This is a genomic window from Actinoplanes sp. NPDC020271, from assembly GCF_044388125.1.
Lineage (GTDB): Bacteria > Actinomycetota > Actinomycetes > Mycobacteriales > Micromonosporaceae > Actinoplanes.
Map to the genome: position 1 here is coordinate 1 of NZ_JBIRWQ010000039.1, position 20699 is coordinate 20699.

Annotated in this window: 15 protein-coding genes; 12 read left to right on the forward strand and 3 right to left on the reverse strand. The window is 63.7% G+C overall.

Annotated features, from left to right (window positions below):
- Positions 1–167: 167 nt before the first annotated feature.
- Together ACH442_RS43915 and ACH442_RS43920 are read right to left on the reverse strand one after the other, a co-directional pair.
- Entirely contained in the window at positions 168–1481 is a 1314-nt protein-coding gene (locus ACH442_RS43915) for a hypothetical protein (RefSeq protein WP_396344118.1), read from the reverse strand.
- Between the two features lie 704 nt (positions 1482–2185).
- Positions 2186–3448 (reverse strand): PIN-like domain-containing protein, encoded by a 1263-nt coding sequence (locus ACH442_RS43920; protein ID WP_396344119.1) that lies wholly within the window; start codon positions 3446–3448, stop codon positions 2186–2188.
- A 349-nt stretch (positions 3449–3797) separates the two neighbouring features.
- Here ACH442_RS43920 and ACH442_RS43925 point away from each other — a divergent pair, with 349 nt between their 5' ends.
- From ACH442_RS43925 to ACH442_RS43955, 7 genes are all read left to right on the forward strand, one after another.
- A complete protein-coding gene (locus ACH442_RS43925; RefSeq protein WP_396344120.1) occupies positions 3798–4157 on the forward strand; it encodes a hypothetical protein in 360 nt (119 codons plus the stop codon).
- A gap of 399 nt (positions 4158–4556) precedes the next feature.
- The gene (locus ACH442_RS43930; protein ID WP_396344121.1) at positions 4557–5105 is read left to right on the forward strand and encodes a hypothetical protein; all 549 of its coding nucleotides are present in this window, start codon (positions 4557–4559) and stop codon (positions 5103–5105) included.
- A 74-nt stretch (positions 5106–5179) separates the two neighbouring features.
- The gene (locus ACH442_RS43935; protein WP_396344122.1) at positions 5180–5899 is read left to right on the forward strand and encodes a hypothetical protein; all 720 of its coding nucleotides are present in this window, start codon (positions 5180–5182) and stop codon (positions 5897–5899) included.
- Between the two features lie 32 nt (positions 5900–5931).
- Complete coding sequence (locus ACH442_RS43940) at positions 5932–6336, forward strand: hypothetical protein (RefSeq protein WP_396344123.1); 405 nt, start codon at positions 5932–5934, stop codon at positions 6334–6336.
- A gap of 14 nt (positions 6337–6350) precedes the next feature.
- Complete coding sequence (locus tag ACH442_RS43945) at positions 6351–7430, forward strand: hypothetical protein (RefSeq protein ID WP_396344124.1); 1080 nt, start codon at positions 6351–6353, stop codon at positions 7428–7430.
- Positions 7431–7677: 247 nt separating this feature from the next.
- Positions 7678–7935, forward strand: a complete 258-nt coding sequence (locus ACH442_RS43950; protein WP_396344125.1) for a GntR family transcriptional regulator — start codon at positions 7678–7680, stop codon at positions 7933–7935.
- 543 nt (positions 7936–8478) lie between these two features.
- On the forward strand, positions 8479–8682 hold the full coding sequence (locus ACH442_RS43955; RefSeq protein ID WP_396344127.1) for a helix-turn-helix transcriptional regulator: 204 nt from the start codon (positions 8479–8481) through the stop codon (positions 8680–8682).
- Positions 8683–8969: 287 nt separating this feature from the next.
- Here ACH442_RS43955 and ACH442_RS43960 read toward each other — a convergent pair whose 3' ends face one another.
- The gene (locus ACH442_RS43960; RefSeq protein WP_396344128.1) at positions 8970–10130 is read right to left on the reverse strand and encodes a hypothetical protein; all 1161 of its coding nucleotides are present in this window, start codon (positions 10128–10130) and stop codon (positions 8970–8972) included.
- Positions 10131–10468: 338 nt separating this feature from the next.
- Between ACH442_RS43960 and ACH442_RS43965 the strand changes: the two genes are divergently transcribed.
- From ACH442_RS43965 to ACH442_RS43985, 5 genes are all read left to right on the forward strand, one after another.
- The gene (locus tag ACH442_RS43965; RefSeq protein WP_396344129.1) at positions 10469–11593 is read left to right on the forward strand and encodes a hypothetical protein; all 1125 of its coding nucleotides are present in this window, start codon (positions 10469–10471) and stop codon (positions 11591–11593) included.
- Positions 11590–15063, forward strand: a complete 3474-nt coding sequence (locus tag ACH442_RS43970; protein ID WP_396344130.1) for a hypothetical protein — start codon at positions 11590–11592, stop codon at positions 15061–15063. Before ACH442_RS43965 ends, ACH442_RS43970 begins: the two co-directional genes overlap by 4 nt.
- Positions 15060–17813, forward strand: coding sequence for a pPIWI_RE module domain-containing protein (locus ACH442_RS43975; RefSeq protein WP_396344131.1), 2754 nt, complete (start codon positions 15060–15062; stop codon positions 17811–17813). The genes ACH442_RS43970 and ACH442_RS43975 overlap by 4 nt, the downstream gene beginning before the upstream one ends.
- 483 nt (positions 17814–18296) lie before the next feature.
- The gene (locus ACH442_RS43980) at positions 18297–19103 is read left to right on the forward strand and encodes a CBS domain-containing protein (protein WP_396344132.1); all 807 of its coding nucleotides are present in this window, start codon (positions 18297–18299) and stop codon (positions 19101–19103) included.
- Positions 19100–20266 (forward strand): hypothetical protein, encoded by a 1167-nt coding sequence (locus tag ACH442_RS43985; protein ID WP_396344133.1) that lies wholly within the window; start codon positions 19100–19102, stop codon positions 20264–20266. Before ACH442_RS43980 ends, ACH442_RS43985 begins: the two co-directional genes overlap by 4 nt.
- The last annotated feature ends 433 nt before the right edge of the window (positions 20267–20699 follow it).

Consider the following 20699-nt stretch of genomic DNA (forward strand, 5'->3'; position numbering starts at 1 on the left):
GTTGCCCGAGCCAGTCGTCAATCTTCACGTAGAGTGCTGTGAGAAGGGTGTTGATGTCTGTCGTCACAAACAGATCATCGACACCCTTCTCCTAGTCACATGGGCTGTGGGAGTTGCTAGTTGTCGCGTGTATAGGGCCGCGAAACCAACTGAGCATCAGTTAGGACTTACTCGTCTAGGTATTCCCCGAAGCCGACGTCCGCTGCCAGCGCATCTATCAGGCGTTGATCGGGATTGTCGGAGCCGATCGTGTCTCGTTCCGCTGCGGTCAGGTGGTCGCTTACGGGCACCCGGCGCCATCCGCGGACGTACCGCAGCAGCTCTCGGCCGGCGGCTTCGATCGCGATGGTGACTGCGGAGCTGGATGCCGCGGCACGGCTTATGGCTCCGGATTGCTCAATCCGGGCAAGGACCTCGTCGCGGATGGTCGCCACGACGACGACATCGCTTCGGCCTTGCGGACAGAGCTGCTGAACGGTGGCCAGATCCACTCCGGCCGGGACGAGGTATTGTTCGAGATCATCGAGCCAGACGACGGCATCACGAACCTTGAAACCGGCGTCGAGAAGACGGCGAAGCGAGCCGGGACCGGCCGGAACCAGAACCTCATGCTGCGGCAGGACGCGTTGTACCGCTTCCAGCGCTGATCTGCTTTTGCCCGCTGCCGCCCGGCCGTGGAGCAGAACCATCCCGCCCTGCGAAAGTGCCCGGTCAAGGTCAGGATCGCAGGTCCGCGCGACATACTGCGGCAGGTCGGCGCCGTTGTTCCTCGTTCCGATGGCGGGCTTGACGCCGAGGTCAAGGGCGTCGAGGTCACTGGCACGCGGTGGGCGACCGTCGTTCAGGTGCAAAAGAAATCCGTGCAAGCTCGCCGGTCCGCCGTTCTTTTCGGTGACGGACCGGCTCGGAGGGCCGGCATCGAGTTCGTCTAGCCGGGCGATGGTTCGGGCAAGAACATCGCCCGGCGTCAGGAACTCGGAGAATCGGGCGCTGACGTTTGGATAGGCGTCTAGGTACATGGAGAGCTGATTCGCCTCCCACAGCGCCCACCCCTTGAGGCCGAGTGGACCGGCATACTCAGCGAGCAGATCCCGAATTCGATCGATACCCCCTCTGCCCGGCTTGCTGGAGAGCCTGACGTTGGTCGCGACGATCAAATACTCGGGCAGACGTCCCTTCGACACTCGTTGGCTGGCCGGATCCGACCACGCGTTCAGCTCCTGGGTGACCTGGCGGTGGAGCCAATCGACGTCTCGTTTGCCGACATCGGTCCTCCGGTATTTCGCCTGCAGCACGCCGTACCCGTTCCACAAGCCGTTCGTCGATGTCGACAGCAGCGTGGGGCCGTCGAAGGTGGCTTCCCGGCCGCCGTCCGGCCCGTCTCCGAACGCCTGCAAGCCCGGCCCAACCGCGTGAACCGCGAGGGCGCGACACAACTGTTCAAAGGGCCTTTCGCCGAGCCGGCCCCATTCATATGCCACCGAGCCATCATCCGCTACGCCCGCATCCCCAACATCGCCGCCAGCGACGCTGGGCCCAATGGCGGCACGACCGCGGTCGGCTGCGCGACTGGATCACGGCGAAACACAGCCGATGGAGTGTCTCGGATCGCGACGATGAAGCAAGGCCGCGACCGGGCTCGCCAGATTACTGTGCCTACCTCGACGGTGGCCTGGAAGACGACCTGAGGGAATACTGCTACTTCCTGGACAACGGGTTCAGCCCGCGAGTCGATGACCGCCTACTGCCCCTCTGAGACGCATACGGCTGACCGGGGCAGCACACGTTTCGGCCATGAGCGTGCGCCGCTACGCCGGCAGCCGAATCGACGAGATGGTCATCCACCGTTACCTGAGGTGCTGGATAGGATCTCCACATGAGGCCGACTGGGGCTGTCCCAATGCAGCCGGTTCGGCTCCGCTATGGCCCCGCCGCAACTCACTAACGACCCCCCACCACGAACGTCTTGCCAAAGTCCCTCGAGTGCAGAGCTGCGTACAGCGGCGAGTACACAGAAGCTATCGACACCCCTACGACCGCAGCCGCGGGTTCGCGGTGGAGCTGGCTCAGTGACGGTCGGCAACATTCGGTCATGGTGGCCGACTAGGCGGAGAGTCCGGATCTGCCGAGAAGAGTGTGTTTGAACTGGGTCGCAACCCAGCCTAAACCATACCTATGTTTCTAGCTAGCTAAGAGCCCGAGTAGCTGCCCGACGCAGGTTTTGATTATCCGAACCACTACGCCATGAAATGAATTCGATGCCTGTACCGAAACCGCCTCGGCGAATCAAGTCAACTACCTGAGTATCTAGCCGGCCGTTCGTGATACAGATCGCGTTCTCGGTTGCGGCAGCCGCCAAGACCTCACCCATGGCAGCGTAAGCATCCGACGCAGAAAAATTCCCGCTGCCCGCCTCGCGTAGAATCACGAAGGCGCTACGGTCCGACGTTGAAATCCTAAAATTGAATGGCTCACTCGCTGCCTGAACCGTTGCCCCCACCTCGGACAGGACTTCTTCAAGCGCTAAGCGGACCCGGCCTTCATAAGACGCCATCTGCACTAGGCGGACCGCACCTACTAAACTTTTGAGTAGGTAAGTCATATCGGATCGCCCGAGATCACTCTCCAGTGGCGAAGGCCCTTCCGCTAGATCTTCTGCCTGGTTAAGTGTCGCCTGACTTACGATTAGATCGTCGAAATACTCTGCTCCTCGCGAGAGGAAGCTACGCGTCGACATCATTATCAATTGAGCTCCCGCGCCCCTGAACGCCTCGTCAACAAGCTCTGGTCGCGGGCCGACATTCTGGCCCCCTACCTTCTGATACCAGTCTTCCTTGTTGTCGGACGTGACAAATACGAGGAAGTGTGGCTTCCTCTTGGATGCTTCGTCAAGGGTCTGTCGCCACACGAAGTAGTCACCGTGCCCAGGAGCATCCTTGTAGCCAGGCGGTATCTTGTCTCTGTTTCGCCTCTCAGATTCAGCTTTCGCCGCCTTCTCGCTCGCGTCATCAAACGGCTCGCCAACCCGTTGATCGAAAATGGCTTGGAGCCGTTCAAGGACGGGGTCAGCGTTGGGTTCCAACGGTTGGTGGTCATTTTGGTAGGAGGCGATGATCTCGCCGAGCGGTACTAACGACTGCGAGAGGGCGGTCAATGCTGCTTCTCGTTGCGCATCAGACAGCGCCGCCCTGTTCGCGAGATAATTAATCTTGTCACCTAGAGCCGAATGGCTACTTTCCGCCTGCGCATTGATCGATCGAATTACGTCGCCATACGGTGTCCTGTTGCTCAACAAAACTTCGTGTCGGCGCCGGTGGTACTCAAGTCCAACTTGATGCGGAAGCCACAAGTTGCTAGATACTTTGTCTAACAGCGCCAGCAGTTCCTCTCGCGCTTTCGGAGCGAACCTATAGGCATTCAAAAGAACGTTTGAGTCGACGACGATCAATCCGCTGGTTATAGCGGTCTTGATGTCTGAATCGGAAGGCAAGAGGAGGTGCTTAAACTGGTCACTGAATCCGCCGCCCGCCATTGCCCGCCCTCGCGATCCTCGCCAACTTATTGGCTCTTAGGCTAGTTGGCTTGAGTGCGGCATGCGGAAGATTCCGCTAACCCGGGAGCCTGCCGCCCAATTCCACGACGGCGATCGATGAGCCCAAGTGCAGCAGGCGACGTCAATCCAGAATCCAGCGCTGGCCGCTGGCCGCTGGCGCGCATGGTGTCACTCAACTGCCGCGGAGCGCGCGCCCGTCGTATTGCCGTCGCGAAAACGGTCGAGGCCGCAGTACGGTCCGCACGTGGACAGCACCCCGCTGCCCGTCGACCGGATCGACGTTTGGCAGACCGACAGCGAGCACACGCTGAGCCTCGCTGCTGCGGGCGTCCACGTCATGCTGATCCGGTTACGTTACGACGGCTGGGAAGATGAGGTAAGCAACGGCGCTGGCACGGTCGCGGCAGGTCCGGGTGCTTGGACCCTCATCGGCCACGAGTTGACCCTGGAGTTCGGCCCACGGGCCGCCGCAGCGCTCAGCTTCCCACGCGACTGCCGGCTGCATTTGGATGTGGACGCCGACGCGATCCGGGGAGTCCGGGCCGCGCTATTGGAATTCCCGGATGTGCGTGTCTCGTGGTGGACACCGCCGATGGCCGTCTGAGCAGCTAAATCCTCGCTCGGTCCGTCGTCCTGCGGCAACGTGCTGTCACTCTCATGCCGCCGCGAGCGAGACGCCGTAAGAGAAGAATAGAGGCCGAGCAGCGGTCATCGCGGGGAGAGATCCGCATGAAGGTGCACCGCTGCCCGGCACCTCAATAGGGTAGTCACCGCGCATCACGGACGGCCCAGACCGTCAGGGTCGGCGCCGGCCGGTCGAACCGAGCGGGATGAGTACCTCGACAGCACTCCAGCCCATCCTCCGATCCTACCGGCGATCTCCGCGCGATAAGCCTCTGAAACTCGTATGTTGATCACGCGTTGAACCTAGGACGTCACGATCGGTGTACTATCCGGCGAGCTCGTCGGACGATAGTCATCGATCTACGGGGGTCGGTCAAACGTGGGACAGCTAGCTGAGCGGCTCGAGCGGATACATGTCGAGGTTGCCTCGCCCGACGGAAGCATCCATGCTGCTGTGCACGGACGGCTGCACATGTCCTTGGAGTTCCGGCAGCGTTCGTACGGCAGCTACGACGATCCGGCGCTCGGACATCAACTGGGTCGTCTGGCGACGCTCGCCTGGGTCCGGTATCACCGGGAGTACACCGAAATCGAAACGGCCTACCTGGGCGGCTACGAACCCGATCGTGACCCGTCGGATCGACGTTTTGAGCAGGACGCCGACGAGTTGATCGTGACGGGAACCTCACCCGACGGTTGGGTTTCCATCACCAGCCGCGCGCTGGCGTCGTGGACTGTAACCGTCAGGTCCGGTGCCCAGCGGCAGTTAAGTCAGCAGCACTTCATCGGTGAGGCGCTGGCCGCCGCGGCCGCCACCGTCAGTGCGTATCGGTCCTCGCGGGCCCGGCTGCTGGATCAGTATTACGACCTGTCGGCCGGCCTGCCCGGGTGGCGGCGCGCCGACAGCCGATCTCTGGAGCGTCGATGAGTTCGCCTACCGTTTCGCCCAGTCGCCGCTGGTGGTGGATCGCGGTCGCCGCGATCGTCCTGGTCGCTGCCGGCGTGCTGTTCGCGGTGACAAATAGCGGCAGCACGGAACCCTCCGCTGACGATCCGACGCCCGCTGCTAGTTCGTCGGCGCAGCCGACCTCCAGCGGACCAGCATGTTTGCCTGTTGTCTCCGAGACTGGTTTCTCCGTCGTCCGGCAAACCGTGCAGTACGCCATCGTGGCCCGTAACGATTGTCCGGACGCTGTCATCAACGCCGCGGTGAAAGTGCGCATCCTCGACCCGTCGGGTGATCCCGTCGCCGGACGTGACGAACAACTGCCGGACGTCGTGGTCCTGCTGCCCGGTCAGGAACTTGCCGGCGCTGGCAGCTTCTTTCTCGACAAGCAGGGCAGCAAAGTCGGCAAGATCGAGGCCGCTTTCGTCGCCGCGACACCGGCCCCGGCTGACGCGTTCAGCGGCTGGCCCCGCGAGGTCCGCCTCTCCGACGTGACAGTGGGCGTCGCCGACAGTCATGGCCGTTCCGCCGTGACCGGCCGCATCGTCACCGACCCGCCCGGCGCCGCCCTGTGCTCGCCGGCGGCCAGTCTGGTCCTGCGCGACAAGAGCGGAGCAATTATCTACGGGATGACCGGGCAGATCCGCGACGACCAGGTCGCCTTCGAGCTCGCGCTACCCAAGGCCACCGACCGCAGCAATATCACGGTTGCGATCGCGCTGGGCCAGCCGGCGCTCACCCTCAATCCGGTACCGACCGCTGCCTGCACCGCCTGAGCCGCCACCGCTGACGACACGGGGAGATCAGCATGCCTGACCAGTTCACCGCAGACATCAACGACCTGTACATCATCGGCAGGATGGACCTGCCGACCCTCGGCATCACCTACGGCCAGGTCAACAACGCCGTAGCGGCGACTGCCGACAGCGAGCAGGCCGCCTTCGAGGTCACTGCGGGCGGGCCACCGAGTCAGATCACCACACTGTGGCAAGGCCTGCGCAACGACCTGCAGGACCTGCTCGGTCACAGCGCCGAAAACCTGTTCAGCGCCGGCCAGACGGTGATCCACATCGCCGAGGCGTACGAGCAGACCGACACCGAATCCGGTAAGGCCATCCTCAAGGCGTCGTGGGTCGACGGAACGCCGCCCGGCACTACAGGTCGCGAACATGTTCCCGTCGAGCAGCCGCCCGCGATCCGGCTCACCCGGTAAGGAAGGGAACGGTCATGGCCGACGGATACGTGTATCGCAGCTTCGCCGACCTGCACGCCCTGGGTCAGCGGGTGATCGACAAAGCCGCCGAAGTCGTGTTGTGGCAGGACGAGTCATACAGTCAGGCCCAGCAGGGGTCGATCGACGACTACACCAAGTCGCAGACGCCTGGCATGAATACCAGCAACCCGCACTACTCCGCGCCGAGCTCGGGTAATCCTGAGGACAACGGCAACGTGCAAGAGTACGTGCGGCAGGCACTCGCGGACGTTCCCACCTACTTCACCGCGTTCTCGGTGCCCGACCCCGACAGCATCAACGAGTCGCTGACCAGACCGCTCTACCGCACCGCCGGCACGCTGATCCCCAGCCTGAAACTCACCCGCAAAACCGGCGGGCAGCTGTCGGCAGACAGCCTGGCCGGCGACGCGCAGGCCGAATCCGTCAGCCAGCTCGTCGGTCACATCACGAACGTCCACATGAAGTATTGGACCGGCGATGCGGCCAACAAGTTCGCCGGGTATTGCGCCGCACTGACCGACGCCGCTGACCTGCAACACCAGTTCGCGACCAGTCTCGCCGAAGTGATGGACGCTCACCTGGAGCTGCGGCGCCGGCAGCTCACCGATGTCTGGAACATCGGCGAGACCACCATCAAAGTACTCGACTCACTCGACCAGTGGTGCATGAACCGCAAGAAAGGCACGCAGACCGCGCTTACCGTCGTCGGCGCGATCGCCGCGGTGGTAGTCGTCGCCGTCGCGCCCGAGACTTTGCCCGCAGGCTCGGCCGTCGCGGCAGAGACGATTCAGTCGCTGGGCGCCATCCTCGGCACGGTCCCGGACAAGAAGGAGGAAACCCTGTCGATCACCGGCGCAACCGTCCAGGCCGTGATCCAGTCGATGATCGACACCATAGGCAAGCTCAACGAGCAGGTTGACCATCAGGAACAGCTGCTGGCTCAGGCGCTCGGCGCTTTGCAGCAGGCAGTGGATCTGCACCGAGCACAACTACTGGTGCCGCCACCCGGCGAGTTCACCAAGCTGGCCGACGCGGACATCGGCACGTTGCGCGAAGTGTTCTATAACCGCTGACATCCCGACTGCTTGGCGTCACGGCGAACCTCAATAACGTCGTCGATCCATGGCACTCCTCCGGTTCACCGCATGCCAGATTGCTGCCGTTACAGCGATCCTGCACTGCGGCATACGTGGGTGATCCTGCCTGCATTGTGCTTGCGTCCTCGCCACCGACGCGTTCCTGACCAATGCCCACCTTACGACACGCGTCATTACTTGTCCATGGTTCACCATGGTTCCCCCTCAGCGACCACGGTGCTCCATGCGGTGGGACGGTCTTCATGTGATCGACCGTGAGGGGCCTACGCCGCTATATGTGCAGGTAGCGGATGCGGTTGAAGCTCGCATCAAGACGGGCGACCTTCCCGTCGACCGACCGATCCCCTCAGAGAATCAGCTCGTCCAGGAGTATGAAATTGCTCGCGGGACGGCACGTAAGACGATCCAGTTGCTGCGCGAGCGCGGGCTAGTCGTGACCATCGTCGGTCGCGGGACCTTCGTACGCCCCCACCCTGACTAGATCTTCCTCATCAGTCGCGAAGCAGCTGTTCAGCGCACCGCGAGGCGAGCGTCCAACCCGGCCGCGACAGAAGCCGTCACCTGCGCATTGGACTTGGCTGCGCTCTACGACTTCGTCGGCACGCCCAACGAGCGACCCTCCACGCTGGCCACCGCACGCCCCTGGGCGTTGCCACACCACACGCCCGCCGAATCTCCGCGATGTTTCGATCTCGCCACTTCAGCCGGCCACAGTGGTGATAACGTCTGTGCCGCCAGTCGAGGTGTCCCGTAGCGGACAACGCCAGCCTCAAGCCCATTCGGACGCGAGCAGCATGACCAACTGCGCTTCGCGAAAGGCACACCAAAGCAATCTCCGCACGGCTGAGCAACTTCGTCAGCATCGCCCCGACGACGTGGACAAGCCCGCCGTCGAGCGACGAATGACATTTCCAAACTCTTTAGTCGGTCCCACATACCGTCGACAGCACCCCGCTCTCACAGCCGCGGATCGTTATTTCCGTTCTCAGAACCATCGACAACTACGCTTGGAAAGCAGAACCACATGTCTAACCAGCCTCGAGAAAACGAATTTGACGAACTCGTCACAATCGAGGAGGTTGCCGAGATCCTCAAGGTTCCAGTGGCGACCATCAGGAAGTGGCGAAGCGAGGGCAGCGGACCCCAGGGATTCCGAGTCGGCAAATACGTCCGCTTCAGAAAATCAGCAGTCGAAGACTTCATCCGACAGAAAGAGACAGACTCGTAACAGAACAAATCTCACACAACCACCTACGCAAGAAGCGGACCACGCTTTTGCACCATGGCAGAAGAAGCAAGCCGGGCGGATGGAACGACAGATGACGTCATCGGCTGATACTAGTCACCGCAAGCTGACACTCCGCGACAGGTGAACCAATAACCTGCCGGGTCAAGTGTAGACGAGAGCAGGCGCTTTCCGGGCAGACCGACCCTTCATCGTACCTCTACTGTGGATTAGAGCTTACACCGCCCGCTGCCTGCAGACATGTCAACCTGCGCCGCCGGCCTCTTCGTTCACCCCAGCATCTGCGCATGGTTTCGCTCTAGGCGTTCCTGCAGTAGCGCCACAAAACGATTGAGCACTTCTTCGCGCCACTCGTCGTCGCCGTCTTCTCGATGCCCGTCACCGTCTTCGCTTATCGCAGCATGAGGCTGTTCCATCATTGCATCGAATGCCGCGTAGCAGGCACCTATTCCGGTAAGGCAGGCCTGCAGTAGTTCCCATGCCGGGTCCCGCGTCGGAAGCAGTAGCAAAGGTACCGTGATGTCGTCGGTGTCCGCGTTGCCGAAGTACCCCGTTACGGCCGTGTCAACACGGGTCTGAATCTCGGCCACAGTCATGAAAAGCCCGTCAGAAACGTCGAGTGCCTGCGCTACCAAATAGACGGCCGCCTCTGCCGCGCTACGGCCTTGGACTATTGACGAGACACCAGCCTGGAGTACGGCCACGCTCAGTTCTCTCTGGTCGTGTGCTCGCCAGACCGCGTCGTCGACACCGATACCCGCCGCGTCGGCAACGACATCGGCAGCGGCTTTGAACCACTGCAGTCCTGCAGCAGCGGCCGCTGACGGGTCGAGGCGGTCAAACACTCCGAGGGCGCTCAGTTCGGGAATCGCCACCGCGGTGGGCTCAGGGGTCAGGCACTTCCGTAGTAGACCGTCGGCGGTTCGGACTTGCGACATCACGATGAACGTCCTGCTGATCATCGTGGCTTGTCCTGCTCTGCCGGCGAAGAAGCCCCTGTCGGCACGGTCGACAGCGTCGGCCTCGGCTTCAACCTCGCGGATCAGTGCTTCTTGGACTTCGTCGTCGTCGAACTCCTTCAACCGGTCCGCAACCGCGCGAGCACGGTCGACGACCGCTTCGTATTCTGGAGTGAGCTGGCGTGGCGTGCCGGCCATGCTGGGCCGCACGACACCGACGACCTTGCCAAGAAGCTCGGTCAGCCGAGTCCGCCGGCCGCGCATGACGCGGCCGCTGGTCGGTATGCCGGAGCGTGCGTACGCCCGCCACAGCTGCTCGGACAGTTGGGTCAGCGCCATAACCATGGCCCGGCGCTGGTAGGCCGTGGCCTCCGCGGGGAACTGCACGACCACGCCTGCAAGACAGTCAGCACGGGTTCGCCAGGTGCGCACCAGAGAACCGTTCTCATTGTCGACGCTGTAGCTGGTCACAGGTCCCCTCGTCCGATCGTTGGCTCACCTCTGCCGGGCAAGGGTAGACAGCTCACCGACAACCGTCACGATGATGAGACGTCGATGACCCACCAGCCGACAGCCATGGCTTCATCGTCGAGGTCGCCCGGCTCGCCCGGCTAGTTGTCGCCGGTTGTCGCCGGTTGCCGCCTCCGAACTCTCCTCGATCCTTCGCCGCACAACACGGTCACACTCGACCACGCCAAACACACGAAACCGCGCCGAAGTCAACAGCAACAAAGCGCCGACACTCCTTTTGAGTGGTAAGTGTCGGCAGCCCTGGTTTGCCGACAACTACCGTCGCTACGTTGCGTCGCGTGAGCTTGACGTTGCCGCAACATGATCCTGTCGCCTCGTGGGACGAAGACATCCTGCATTTGGTGGCCAGTGGGCTGGCACGGCTGGCCGAGCGTGTCCAGGCCGACGGGATGGTCCGTATCCCGTACCCGGCTCCGCTGCAGAGGGCCGTCAACCGCATGACGGTGTCGTGCCGCGTCCGCGGCCTACGACCACCGTCAGGTGTCGCTGAACTACTCGAGCTGGCACACCAACCGCTGTCGAACTGGCCGCTGCGGCTATCCCCCGAACTCGCCGGCGACGGCGACGTATTACTGACCAGCGGCACTCCCACTCGGCTGTGCCAGGAATGGGCGCTGGACGTTGACGACGTCGAGGCGGAGCTGTCCGAACGGCGCGTGGTGCTCGACGTGCTGCACTGGTGCCGCGACATGCAGGACCAGCAGGCGTATGTGGCGTTTCGGCGGCTGATGGTCGAAGAGCCGGTCCTGACCGGCGATGAACTGCTCGATGTCCGCAGCCGCGACCGGCTTGCCCCGCTGGCAGCGTTCGTTCTGCAGGCTTATGAACGTCCCGGTCTGCATCTGGCAGCTGGTGGATTCTTCCAAGCGTGCGGCCGGTGCTGCACGTTGAGCGTGCCGACGCCGCACGGCTGGCGTTGCGTCGAGGACGACTGTGCCCGCCTGACATACCGGCCTGGCCGGCAGTTCCCGGCCGGTTCCGAGATCTGGACAGTCAGCCGCGGCCTGCGGACCTTTGTGACCGGGCCGGGACGGGCCGAGCTGCGTTTGCTGGGATGGCTGATCGACAAGAAGTACAACCCGGAGGCCTACCCTCAGTTCGATCTGTGCGACATCCGGATCCCAGTCCCGCAGCAGCCGGGCCGGTGGTGGGCCGTCGACGTCAAATCATGGCGCAATCCCGCATTGCTGGCCCGCCGATTGCGGCGACGTCTGCCACCGGTCCCGGCTTGGGCCGACAAGGTGTTCGTGGTCATCGACCGGGAACGGACCCGTGGCCGGCCCGGCTATGTGCAGCTGGTGACCAACCTGGTCCCGGAGCTCGCGGCCAACGGCATCGTCGTGCGCACCGAGAAGACGTTCCTGCGCGAAGATCTGCTCGCGTTGCGAGGTGAGCCGCAGTGAGGTCACGCACGAGTTGGCGCGCCGGGCTGGTATCCGACCTGCGCAACGCGCTCGCAGGCGACGATGACGACAAACTGGCCGAGGCTATCGCCGAAGTCGAGCTGGCGCTGGTGCTGCTCAAACGTGTAGCCCCGAGCGCACCGGTCGAGGCGGGATGGAGCCTACTCAACGGATACCCGGTGGCGCAGGCTTGCGGCGCCGACCTCAGCGACGAAGATCTGCGAGCAATATTAATTGCCCGGTTCCAGCTGACAGGCGTGAAGAGCCCCTACGACTTCACCCGGGTCCTGGCACTCTACGAGAAAGCACCATTAGAGATCCGGGGCTTTCGGATCAACTCGGACAGGTCGTTCGAACCACGTGACGTCACTATGGTCACCCGCCGGTGGAAAGACTACGACGACGCGCTGGCTCAGCCGCCCGTGCATGACCGTGACGCGATCACCGCCGCCGGAGCCGGCGAATACGTGATCGTTGCCAGCCGCAACCGCAGCAGTGTTCGCATCCCCCGCTGGCTACCGCTTGCCGCACCGGTGCGCGGCCACAACCTGGCGCTGCCCACAAGCCGCGCCCCCATCACCGTGACCCGCGATGAGTTGCTTGCCGCAGCACGCGCGATGGACGATGCCGAAGCCGATACCACGCCCGGCGAGCCCGGCAAGGACTGGGCATCGCTCATCGGCCGGCTGATCTTCGAGGTCCGGCAGTCGGACAACAGCTTCGCCGCCGGCGACGCGTTCACCATCGACGGACTGCTGCACATGGCCGGGATGCTCAGCGTCGGCAAGACCACTCTCGTCGCCGTGCTGGCTTGGCATCTCACGGTCATACAGGACAAGCGAGCCACCATCGTTGTCGGTGACGTCACGGCGGCTCTGCGGATGGTCGAGTTGTTCAACCGGCTCACCGGCACCGACCGCGACCAGGCCGCCGGCGCTGACCATGCCGCCCCGGTGCTGGGCGAATCGAACCGGCGCACCCACGTCGAGCGCATCCACCGGCTCGATGCCCGCACTGGGCACCCGCCGCTACGCCCGCAACACTCCGGCTATCGGTGGGTCAGCACCGTCTGCGCTCTCGACGGGCTACGCACCGACAGCGCGGTGCCGTGGCCGATCAATCAAGCCCCTTGCCGCAGCCTGCGTCGGCCACCCGATGAGCAGCAAGCCCAGCAGCGCACCGAAGGTGTTCGAGGATGTCCGCTGTGGGGCAACTGCCAGCGGTATGAGGCGCCGCGCGCGTTGGTCACCGCCCGCCTGTGGGTGGCCACGACCGCCAGCCTGATCCAGACCCGGGTGCCGCGGCAGCTCAACGCCGAGGGGATGCGATACCTGGAGGCCGTATGGCGTACCAGCGATCTGGTGATGGTCGACGAGGCCGACCAGGTGCAGGCACAGCTCGACTCGATGTTCAGCCCGTCGCAGACCCTCATCGGCGCCAACGAGTCCTGGCTGACCGACCTGTGGAGTCGCGTCGACCGGGAGCTGGGACGCAGCCAGCTCGCCCAACTGCAAGACAGCGCTGTGCTGGCATGGATCTCCAGCCTCAACCTGGTCCGGATCACCACCAACCTGCTGTACAACCTGCTCACCGGACGATCCGGCCCCTACCTGCGCGACTGGATGGGTGAGGACTACTTCACCGGCTTCACCCTGTCAGCGAAACTGCGCGACGAATGGAATCCCCGCCTGAGCGCCGGCACTAAAGATCAGCCTTCGCTGCTCGACGGCGGCACCGCTCTACCGGATGCGTTGCGTAAGGCGTTCGACCTATTCCTCGACGACCCACTCGGCCGGCGCAGCCGGACCACCGCCAACCGGGCTGCAGCCGCACTCGTAGAGCTCGTCAAAACCCTGCACCTGCCCGACGAAGCGACCCGGCAGCAGGCGATCCGCGCGTGGATGCGGCAAATACCGATGACCGCCCCAGACCCGCAACAGACCCCGGCCAACACCGCGACCCGCAACAAACGGACTCCTCGGCGCGCCGCCGACAGCATGCCCTCCGATATCGAAACCCGGCACGTTTTACGACTAGAGCTGCTGGTCGTCACCACGGTGCTCGCCGACCAGCTCGACACGGTCATCGAACGCTGGAGCACCGTCGAAGGACGTCTCGACCTGCGCGGCGCCAGCCCACTGATGTTCCACCGGCCGCCACAGGACTTCACCCCGGTCATCCCCGACTCCCCCATGGGCAACGTCCTCGGCTTCCGATACCGCGCCGACGACCGGTCCCAGCGGCCAGGCGAGGACAGCAGCGAATCCGGCGGTCAGCTGTCCTTCTTCCGCTACGCCGGCGTAGGCCGATTCATCCTGCTCGGCCTTCCCGACCTGTTCCGCGCCGACGGAGTACACGGCCCGAACGTGCTGCTGCTGTCAGGAACCAGCTGGGCCAAAAACTCCCCCCGCTATCACATCGACCATCCGGTCGACGTTGTCCTGCGGGGACCCAGCCGCGAAGTCGCCGCCATCGACGACAGCCGCTTCTTCACCATGCCGCTGTTCCCGCCGGACCGGCCCGGTGAACCGTACGTGGTCTCCGGAATCTCGAACCGGCAAGCCCGGCAACGCAACCTGCAAGGCATGGCCCGCGCCCTGGCCGCCCCGCGCCTGGGGGCCAGCCGGCTGGAAGCGGCGTTCAACCTCATTGATGACCCCACCCGCCGACGGGCGCTGCTGCTGGTCGGCAACTACGACGAAGCACGCGTCGTCGCCGAGATGGTCGCCCACACCAACGAACGACTACGCGCCCACGTGCGCTACCTCATCCCCGACGACCGGGACTTCGGCACCGACTGGCTCACCCCCACCGGAGCCACGGCACTACCCCGCGGCGAAGTCGAAACCTTGTACTCCACCGGCGCGACCGTGCTCGTCGCACCCTTGCTGGCCATGGAACGCGGCCACAACATCCTCACCGACGAGCACCGGGCCGCGATCGGCGCGGCATTCTTCCTCGTACGCCCCCACCCACGCCCCGACGACCTGGACTACGTCACCCAGACCATGAACGCCTGGGCGATCCGCCAGATCAACAACAACCTGCCTGCCGTCGGCGACGACAACCGCACCGACCTGGCCTGCTGTGCACGCGCGCTGCGGCACGAAGCCCAAGGCATGTGGCGAAGCTGGCTGCGCCGCCCCTTGGCCTACAGCGCTCTCAAAGGCGACACCAAGGACGCGATGACCTGGACGCAGCTCGTCGGGATCTGGCAAGTGATCGGCCGTCTCGTCCGCGGCGGCTGCCCCGCCCACGTCTACTTCTGCGACGCGAAATTCGCCCCGCAGCGGATGAAGCTCCGCCCCGACGCCGATGACGAGGCCGTCAGCCTCATCACCGGCATGCAATCCGTGCTCGCCCCGTACTTCACCGGCCCGCCCGGCACCGACCCCGACACACACCTGGTCAAGCTGCTCTACGAACCGCTGTACCAGGCACTGTCCGCCCTGGAAGAGGCCCCGCTATGACCACCTACCAGCACCTGCGCTCGACCAGTTTCCGCCTCAACCTCGACGAGGTCGAACCTGTCAGCTACCACGCCCTGCGCTACCCCGCCGCGTGGAAACAACCTCTGCTTGATGTGTTCCGCTCCAGCCAGCGCGGAGACCCGCAACGATACCGGCAGCTGCCCGTCAGATCCCTCAACGACGCCATAGCCCTACTCGCCCCGGATCTGATCCGCCCTGCCCCGGCCCGAGCCGACTGGAACGGCGAAGACTGGCTGTACGCGACAACACCGATCGACACCAACGGTATCGCCCGCATCATCCGCGCCTGGATCCACACACTCGGCAAAAACAGCGGCCACACCCCCGAGGATCACCGGTTGCTCCGCGAAGCGCTCGCCGCCGTGCAGCCCGGCGCACCCGGCTGGAACGAATTCGTCTGGGAGCCCCGCAAACTCGACATCGCCGAAGCCGCCACCACCATCGACGGCAACACCACCGCGAAACCAGCCACCATCCTGTACGACCTTCTCCCCCACCTGCTGGTCACTGAACTGTCCACCGTTACCGGCTGGGATCACGGCCCCGGCGCGCCCGTCGACTTCCGCCGGTCAGTGACCGACACCGGCGCCGACGCCGTCTCATGGCCACCCACCGCCGAAGACATCCCGTTCTCGTACAAGACGACGCTGACGGTGCAGACCGTCGCCGGCCGGCCCGACCCGGTTGTCTACGCCCATTTCGGGATCCGGCGCTGGGCATACCAGCGGGCGATGCTGCCGTCGACCAGCGACAGCAGCGTGTACCTGCTGCGCTCACACCCGCTGCTGGACGACACCGGCCGGTCCCGGGCCTTCGCCCGCATCGGCGTCCGCTGGCGCCCCGGCCGCGGAACCGACTGGACCGAGCGACTTCACCCTGTCCTCGACCACCTTGCGCTGCGGCCCGCACTACCCGACCCTGACGACCTAGCCCGGCAGCCACGCACCTACCTGTCCGCGTCCACCCGCGACAACTGCACCGCCATCGTGTTCCGCAACGACCTCGGCAGACACCAAGCCGAACCGGGCCTGTCGGTACGTGAACGGCGCGAACTGTTCGACTGGACCGCCACCACCCTTGCCCGCTGGATACGCCCCGACGAGCCGTTCCGTCGCGTCTTCGGCGTCCGAGCGTTCGCGACCTCACCGAAGATCGTCAAGAACACTCATGACCGGGCAGCGGCACAGCAACGCAAAAAGATCCGCGACGAAGCCGAAGCAACCGGCGCCGATCCGGCGCCCGCGCTGGCCGCACTCCCCGGCAAATATGCGCCGCTGATCCGAGCCGGGCTCACCAAACTCGCCGACGGCCTGTCTGGCACCACCACGATCGTCGTTGAAGTTCACCACTGGCAGGACTCACTCCTGCCAGCCAAGGTCACGGATGCGATCAGCCGCGACCTTGGCACGGCGACCAGCACAGCAACAGGCCCCACCTGGCAGATCGGCACCACAACGCTGCAGATGAGTAGCCGAACCATCATCGGCGAGCACGCCGACCGGATCGCCATCCCGGCCCAGGCAGCGGCACCGGCCGTCGAGGCGGCGCTGCTGCACCGCGCCGGGCACATCGAGCGCACCTTGACCAGCACACCGGGCACCGTTGTGGCCAGCATCGTCGAAGTTCACCACCGTGACTACTTCAAGCGCCGCCCCATCGAAGACGTCAAACCGGCTTTCCGGCTGGCACACGCCAACACCGGCCGCACCACCCAATTCGCCTACTCCCCCACCGGCGAACCCGCCGACCGGGAACGGATCAGCCGCACCTGGCATGACCTGCTGCGCCAGCTCGGTGTCCTGCTCGTGCCACCCCAGGTGAAGATCCGCCACATGTCGCTGCCGGAAAGGCTGCACTATCTGGCGATCTGGGTCGTGCGGGTCAACAAGACCCGGCGGCGAGCCATCAGCCGCAAAGTCCCCGTCATGGTGTACATCGATGCGACCGGCGAACAAGCACCCCAGCTGATCGCACCAAACTTCCCCGACTGGATGACCTACCGTGACGGCCTAGCCCAGCTAGCCCGCGACGGGCGCTTCGACATCGAGGCGCGAACCGACGAAAACCACGGCTACGTCCACAACTTCATCACCGAGCGCCTGCGTGACGTCACCGCCCTGCGCGGTGACACGCTACTGCTAACCGACACCGCCAACCTACGTCCCGACTGGCCGTTCATAGGCAACGGCAACCTAGCCTTCGACCAGATCGACGACCGCGCCGTGGCCGGCACCGGGCTACGGCACGTGCGGGTGCGTGACCTCGGGGAGCGCCTGGAAGTACCCGATGTCTGGGGAGTCGGCGCTGACGAGAAAGACGGATGGGGCCTGGCCGGCGGCCTGTGGCACATGCACGGCGACCGCGTCTTCGCCAGCACCACCGACAAACCAGCACAAGCCAGCAGCGCCCGGCACACCGTGTCCAAAGCCGACTCGACGACGTTCACGCCACGCCCTCGCAACGGCGAGCAACCCGAAACGGTGGAGGTTCCGCCGCTGCCGGGCGCCGAGGTCTGGAACGCCCGCATGATCGAAATGACCGTCGCCGCGATCCAACCCGGTGACGACCCCCGCGTCTGGGCTGGCATCGCTCATCAATTGCGCTGGGCCAACCTGCAATACGACGACGGAACCAGCCTGCCGATGCCACTGCATCTGGCCAGCCTGGCGGCCGAATACGTGCTGGGCACTCAGACACACCACGAATCGTCACCGGAGGCAGCCCGCTGAGACAGCGTCACCCCAGATGGTCCTCGGCTATACCCCGAACTGCCGTATCGTCTCGCTCCGATCGATAGTGCAGCCCCATGAAGGTGAGAACGTCTCACCTGACGCCACCCCTGCCGTTACATACAGCGAGCCCCGGCACCGCCCTGGTGCCTGGCTCCCAATCGTGAGAGGTCCGTCGACGCTGGGGCAGTAGCGGCCACGGCCTTCGCCGAGTCGGCCCTGGCGACCGTGACCCTGGTGACACGTTGCAGGGTGCCCTCGTAGGTAACGTCAGCGTCGGTAGAGGGGTAACCGGTCCTCGAATTCCTCGTCGGCGCGGCGCTCGCCGCATCCCTCGGGGGTGCTGCTTGGTGCGCGACTTCGCCGATGCGAGTGCGTCTCGCTGCGACCGCGCTGCCCCCTGTCAGGCGAGCGCCACAGCCGAGCTGTGGTGCGACACAGTGCCCGGTAGTATTCAACTTCGAAAGAGGAGGGGTCGAGCGCGTGGACGTAGTAGCCGACTCCTCTGCGGCATTGCTCAGGGCACCGAGGTTTGCGAGAGTTGGCGAACTTGTCCCTAATGATCAGGATCTCTTGACTGTATCCGTCGGCACCAAGGTGAGCGATGCCCTTGCAATCATGCAAGCGCACGATTACGACCAGTTACCGGTGGTTACGAGTCGCAACCGGGTGATTGGTGTTTTTACCTATAGGTCGTTGGCTGCTGGGCTGCCGCATCTCCGCAACCGCAGCCCCCTTACCTCGGTGGTCGAGGACCTTCTAGAGGACTTTCGCTTCTATCGAGCCTCGCAGGAGCTCGGGGAGGCGCTGGCTTTCGTCGAGTCTGGAAACTCTTTTCTGGTCGGCGACGAGGACCAACTTTTGGCGATCGTCACACCAGCCGACGTCAGTCGGTTTCTTTGGCGCAGGACCCAGCCCTTCGTCCTACTCCAGGACATCGAATTAGGTATACGTGATTTGATGCGTTCGGCTTGCACATCTGAAATATTGACGGAACTGATCGCGGCGTCATTTCCGGCAGGCGCGGACCGACCTAATGCCCGACTCGAAGATTTGACCATGGGCGAGTTGCTTTCCATTTTGCTCAACGGTGCCAATTTCGGACAGTATTTTCAGCTGCGGTTTGGCAAAAATCGCGACATCGTGCGCATCACATTCGAACCGGTACGTGAAATTAGAAACAAGGTTTTCCACTTCCGAGACGAGATATCCTCGGATGATATGGAGAAACTTGTCGGGGTCCTTGGGTGGGTTCGGCGTAGAGTAATGATCAGGGGCGGTACACAGTGATCCTCCTGCACGCATATCAACAGGAAATTCTGGACAAACTTCGCGATCCAGCGGGCCCTCGATTCGGCACCATCATCGCACCTCCAGGATCTGGCATTCGGCGCCCGCTTGAAATTTTATTGCGGGAGATCTCGGGCGAATCACTTGGACTCATTCTGGTTACGCGTCATGACCTTGCGGCGCAGTGGGCGGATCGGCTAACGGCTGCCGGAGTGAAGCCCGTGCTGGTGCTTACTGGCGCTAGTGCGGCACTAAGCCTCCTTGAGCGAGGATCCGCGCCCCCCAATGGGGTCATTGTTACTACTTACGCAGCGGCCCGGCACCGACTAAATCAGCGGGCGCTCATGGGGATAGAATTCGAATTGGTCATTCACGATCACCCGTTGAGTGCGTTCGCCGACCAGGCGGAAGAAGTAAATTTCCGGGCGCGGCGCGCCGTTGCTCTTATGGATCACCATGAAGATGCTTGGGCGGAATGGTCGACCATCTTTACTGTGCCAACGCAAAGCGACGCTGAAATCCATTCCATTCCCTTGGTGCGCTTCTATTACGAGGAGACCCGCCACGAGCGGCGGCTGCGCGACGCAGCCGTCGAAGCATTAGAGCAATACTCATCTCGCGCCGGCGCTGCTCTCGCTCTCGCAAGCGACAGCTTGCCCGTGCTGCATTCGCGACTATTGACCGCCGCGGCGCATCTTTCTGAGAAGGAAAACCTCTCTGAAGTGGTATGGAGCATTCTTGATCGCATGGACAACCTTGCCGTGTCAGACTCACGACTTGAGGCGTTAGACCAGGTCCTTGGGCGCCTTATTAAGGCAGGCAAGCGATGCGTCGTAGTTGCTGCCACTGTGACAGACGCCAACTACATAGCCGAACATCTCAGGGGCGCGGTCCAGAGCCCGGGTTCTCTAATCAGTGGATCAAATAGCTTCGAAGAACGTAAATTGACCTTAGAGGGACTAGGCAGGGGAGAGTACCTGGTGGCTACCAGTGTGCTGCTTACCGCTGATGTCCGCTGGCCGGCAAAGACGACATTAATCCTCTGGCCTTCACCGATTAACAAAAGACTGCTGACGGGCCTAGCTAACTTGGAGCCCGATATGGCGGTTATCGAGCTGACAGCGGCCCTAGATCACAATGGCCTCGGCGAATCTATCAGTTAGCGATCTATGCCCGAACGCACTCTGGTGCCGCAATCCTCGCCTTGCGGGTCAATCGCCCGGTGACACAGCGTGAAGCCAGACATCACCCCGTTCAACCGCCCTCAGCGTCGTGACAGCCGACCGGAACCGGTGTGGGCACCGCTGCGCGCCAAGAAGCGGTGGCAGTGCCGTCACCTTCGGTTCGCCACGGACGATGTTCAATCGCGCACGGACAGACTTCGTTGGCAGAACATTTGCTCGCCGACCCGGGCTCGGCCGGATCCCGCCGGGTCCGGCGATGGCGCACCGACTGCTTTAGACCAGCTCGGCCCGCGCCGCGTCGTCCGGTAGCCGGCGCACCTGATCAGCGGACGCCCGCCAGCAGGAGACCCGACACCGCGGCCCATTCAGGTGACACCATCGATCCCTCGCCCGAGGCGAGGAAGCCCGCGAA

Bases quoted from the DNA above. Each gene is read 5' to 3' on its own strand.
- ACH442_RS43940 (WP_396344123.1), top strand. From the start codon at position 5,932: ATGCCTGACCAGTTCACCGCAGACATCAACGACCTGTACATCATCGGC.
- ACH442_RS43945 (WP_396344124.1), top strand. From the start codon at position 6,351: ATGGCCGACGGATACGTGTATCGCAGCTTCGCCGACCTGCACGCCCTG.
- ACH442_RS43950 (WP_396344125.1), top strand. From the start codon at position 7,678: ATGCGGTGGGACGGTCTTCATGTGATCGACCGTGAGGGGCCTACGCCG.
- ACH442_RS43955 (WP_396344127.1), top strand. From the start codon at position 8,479: ATGTCTAACCAGCCTCGAGAAAACGAATTTGACGAACTCGTCACAATC.
- ACH442_RS43975 (WP_396344131.1), top strand. From the start codon at position 15,060: ATGACCACCTACCAGCACCTGCGCTCGACCAGTTTCCGCCTCAACCTC.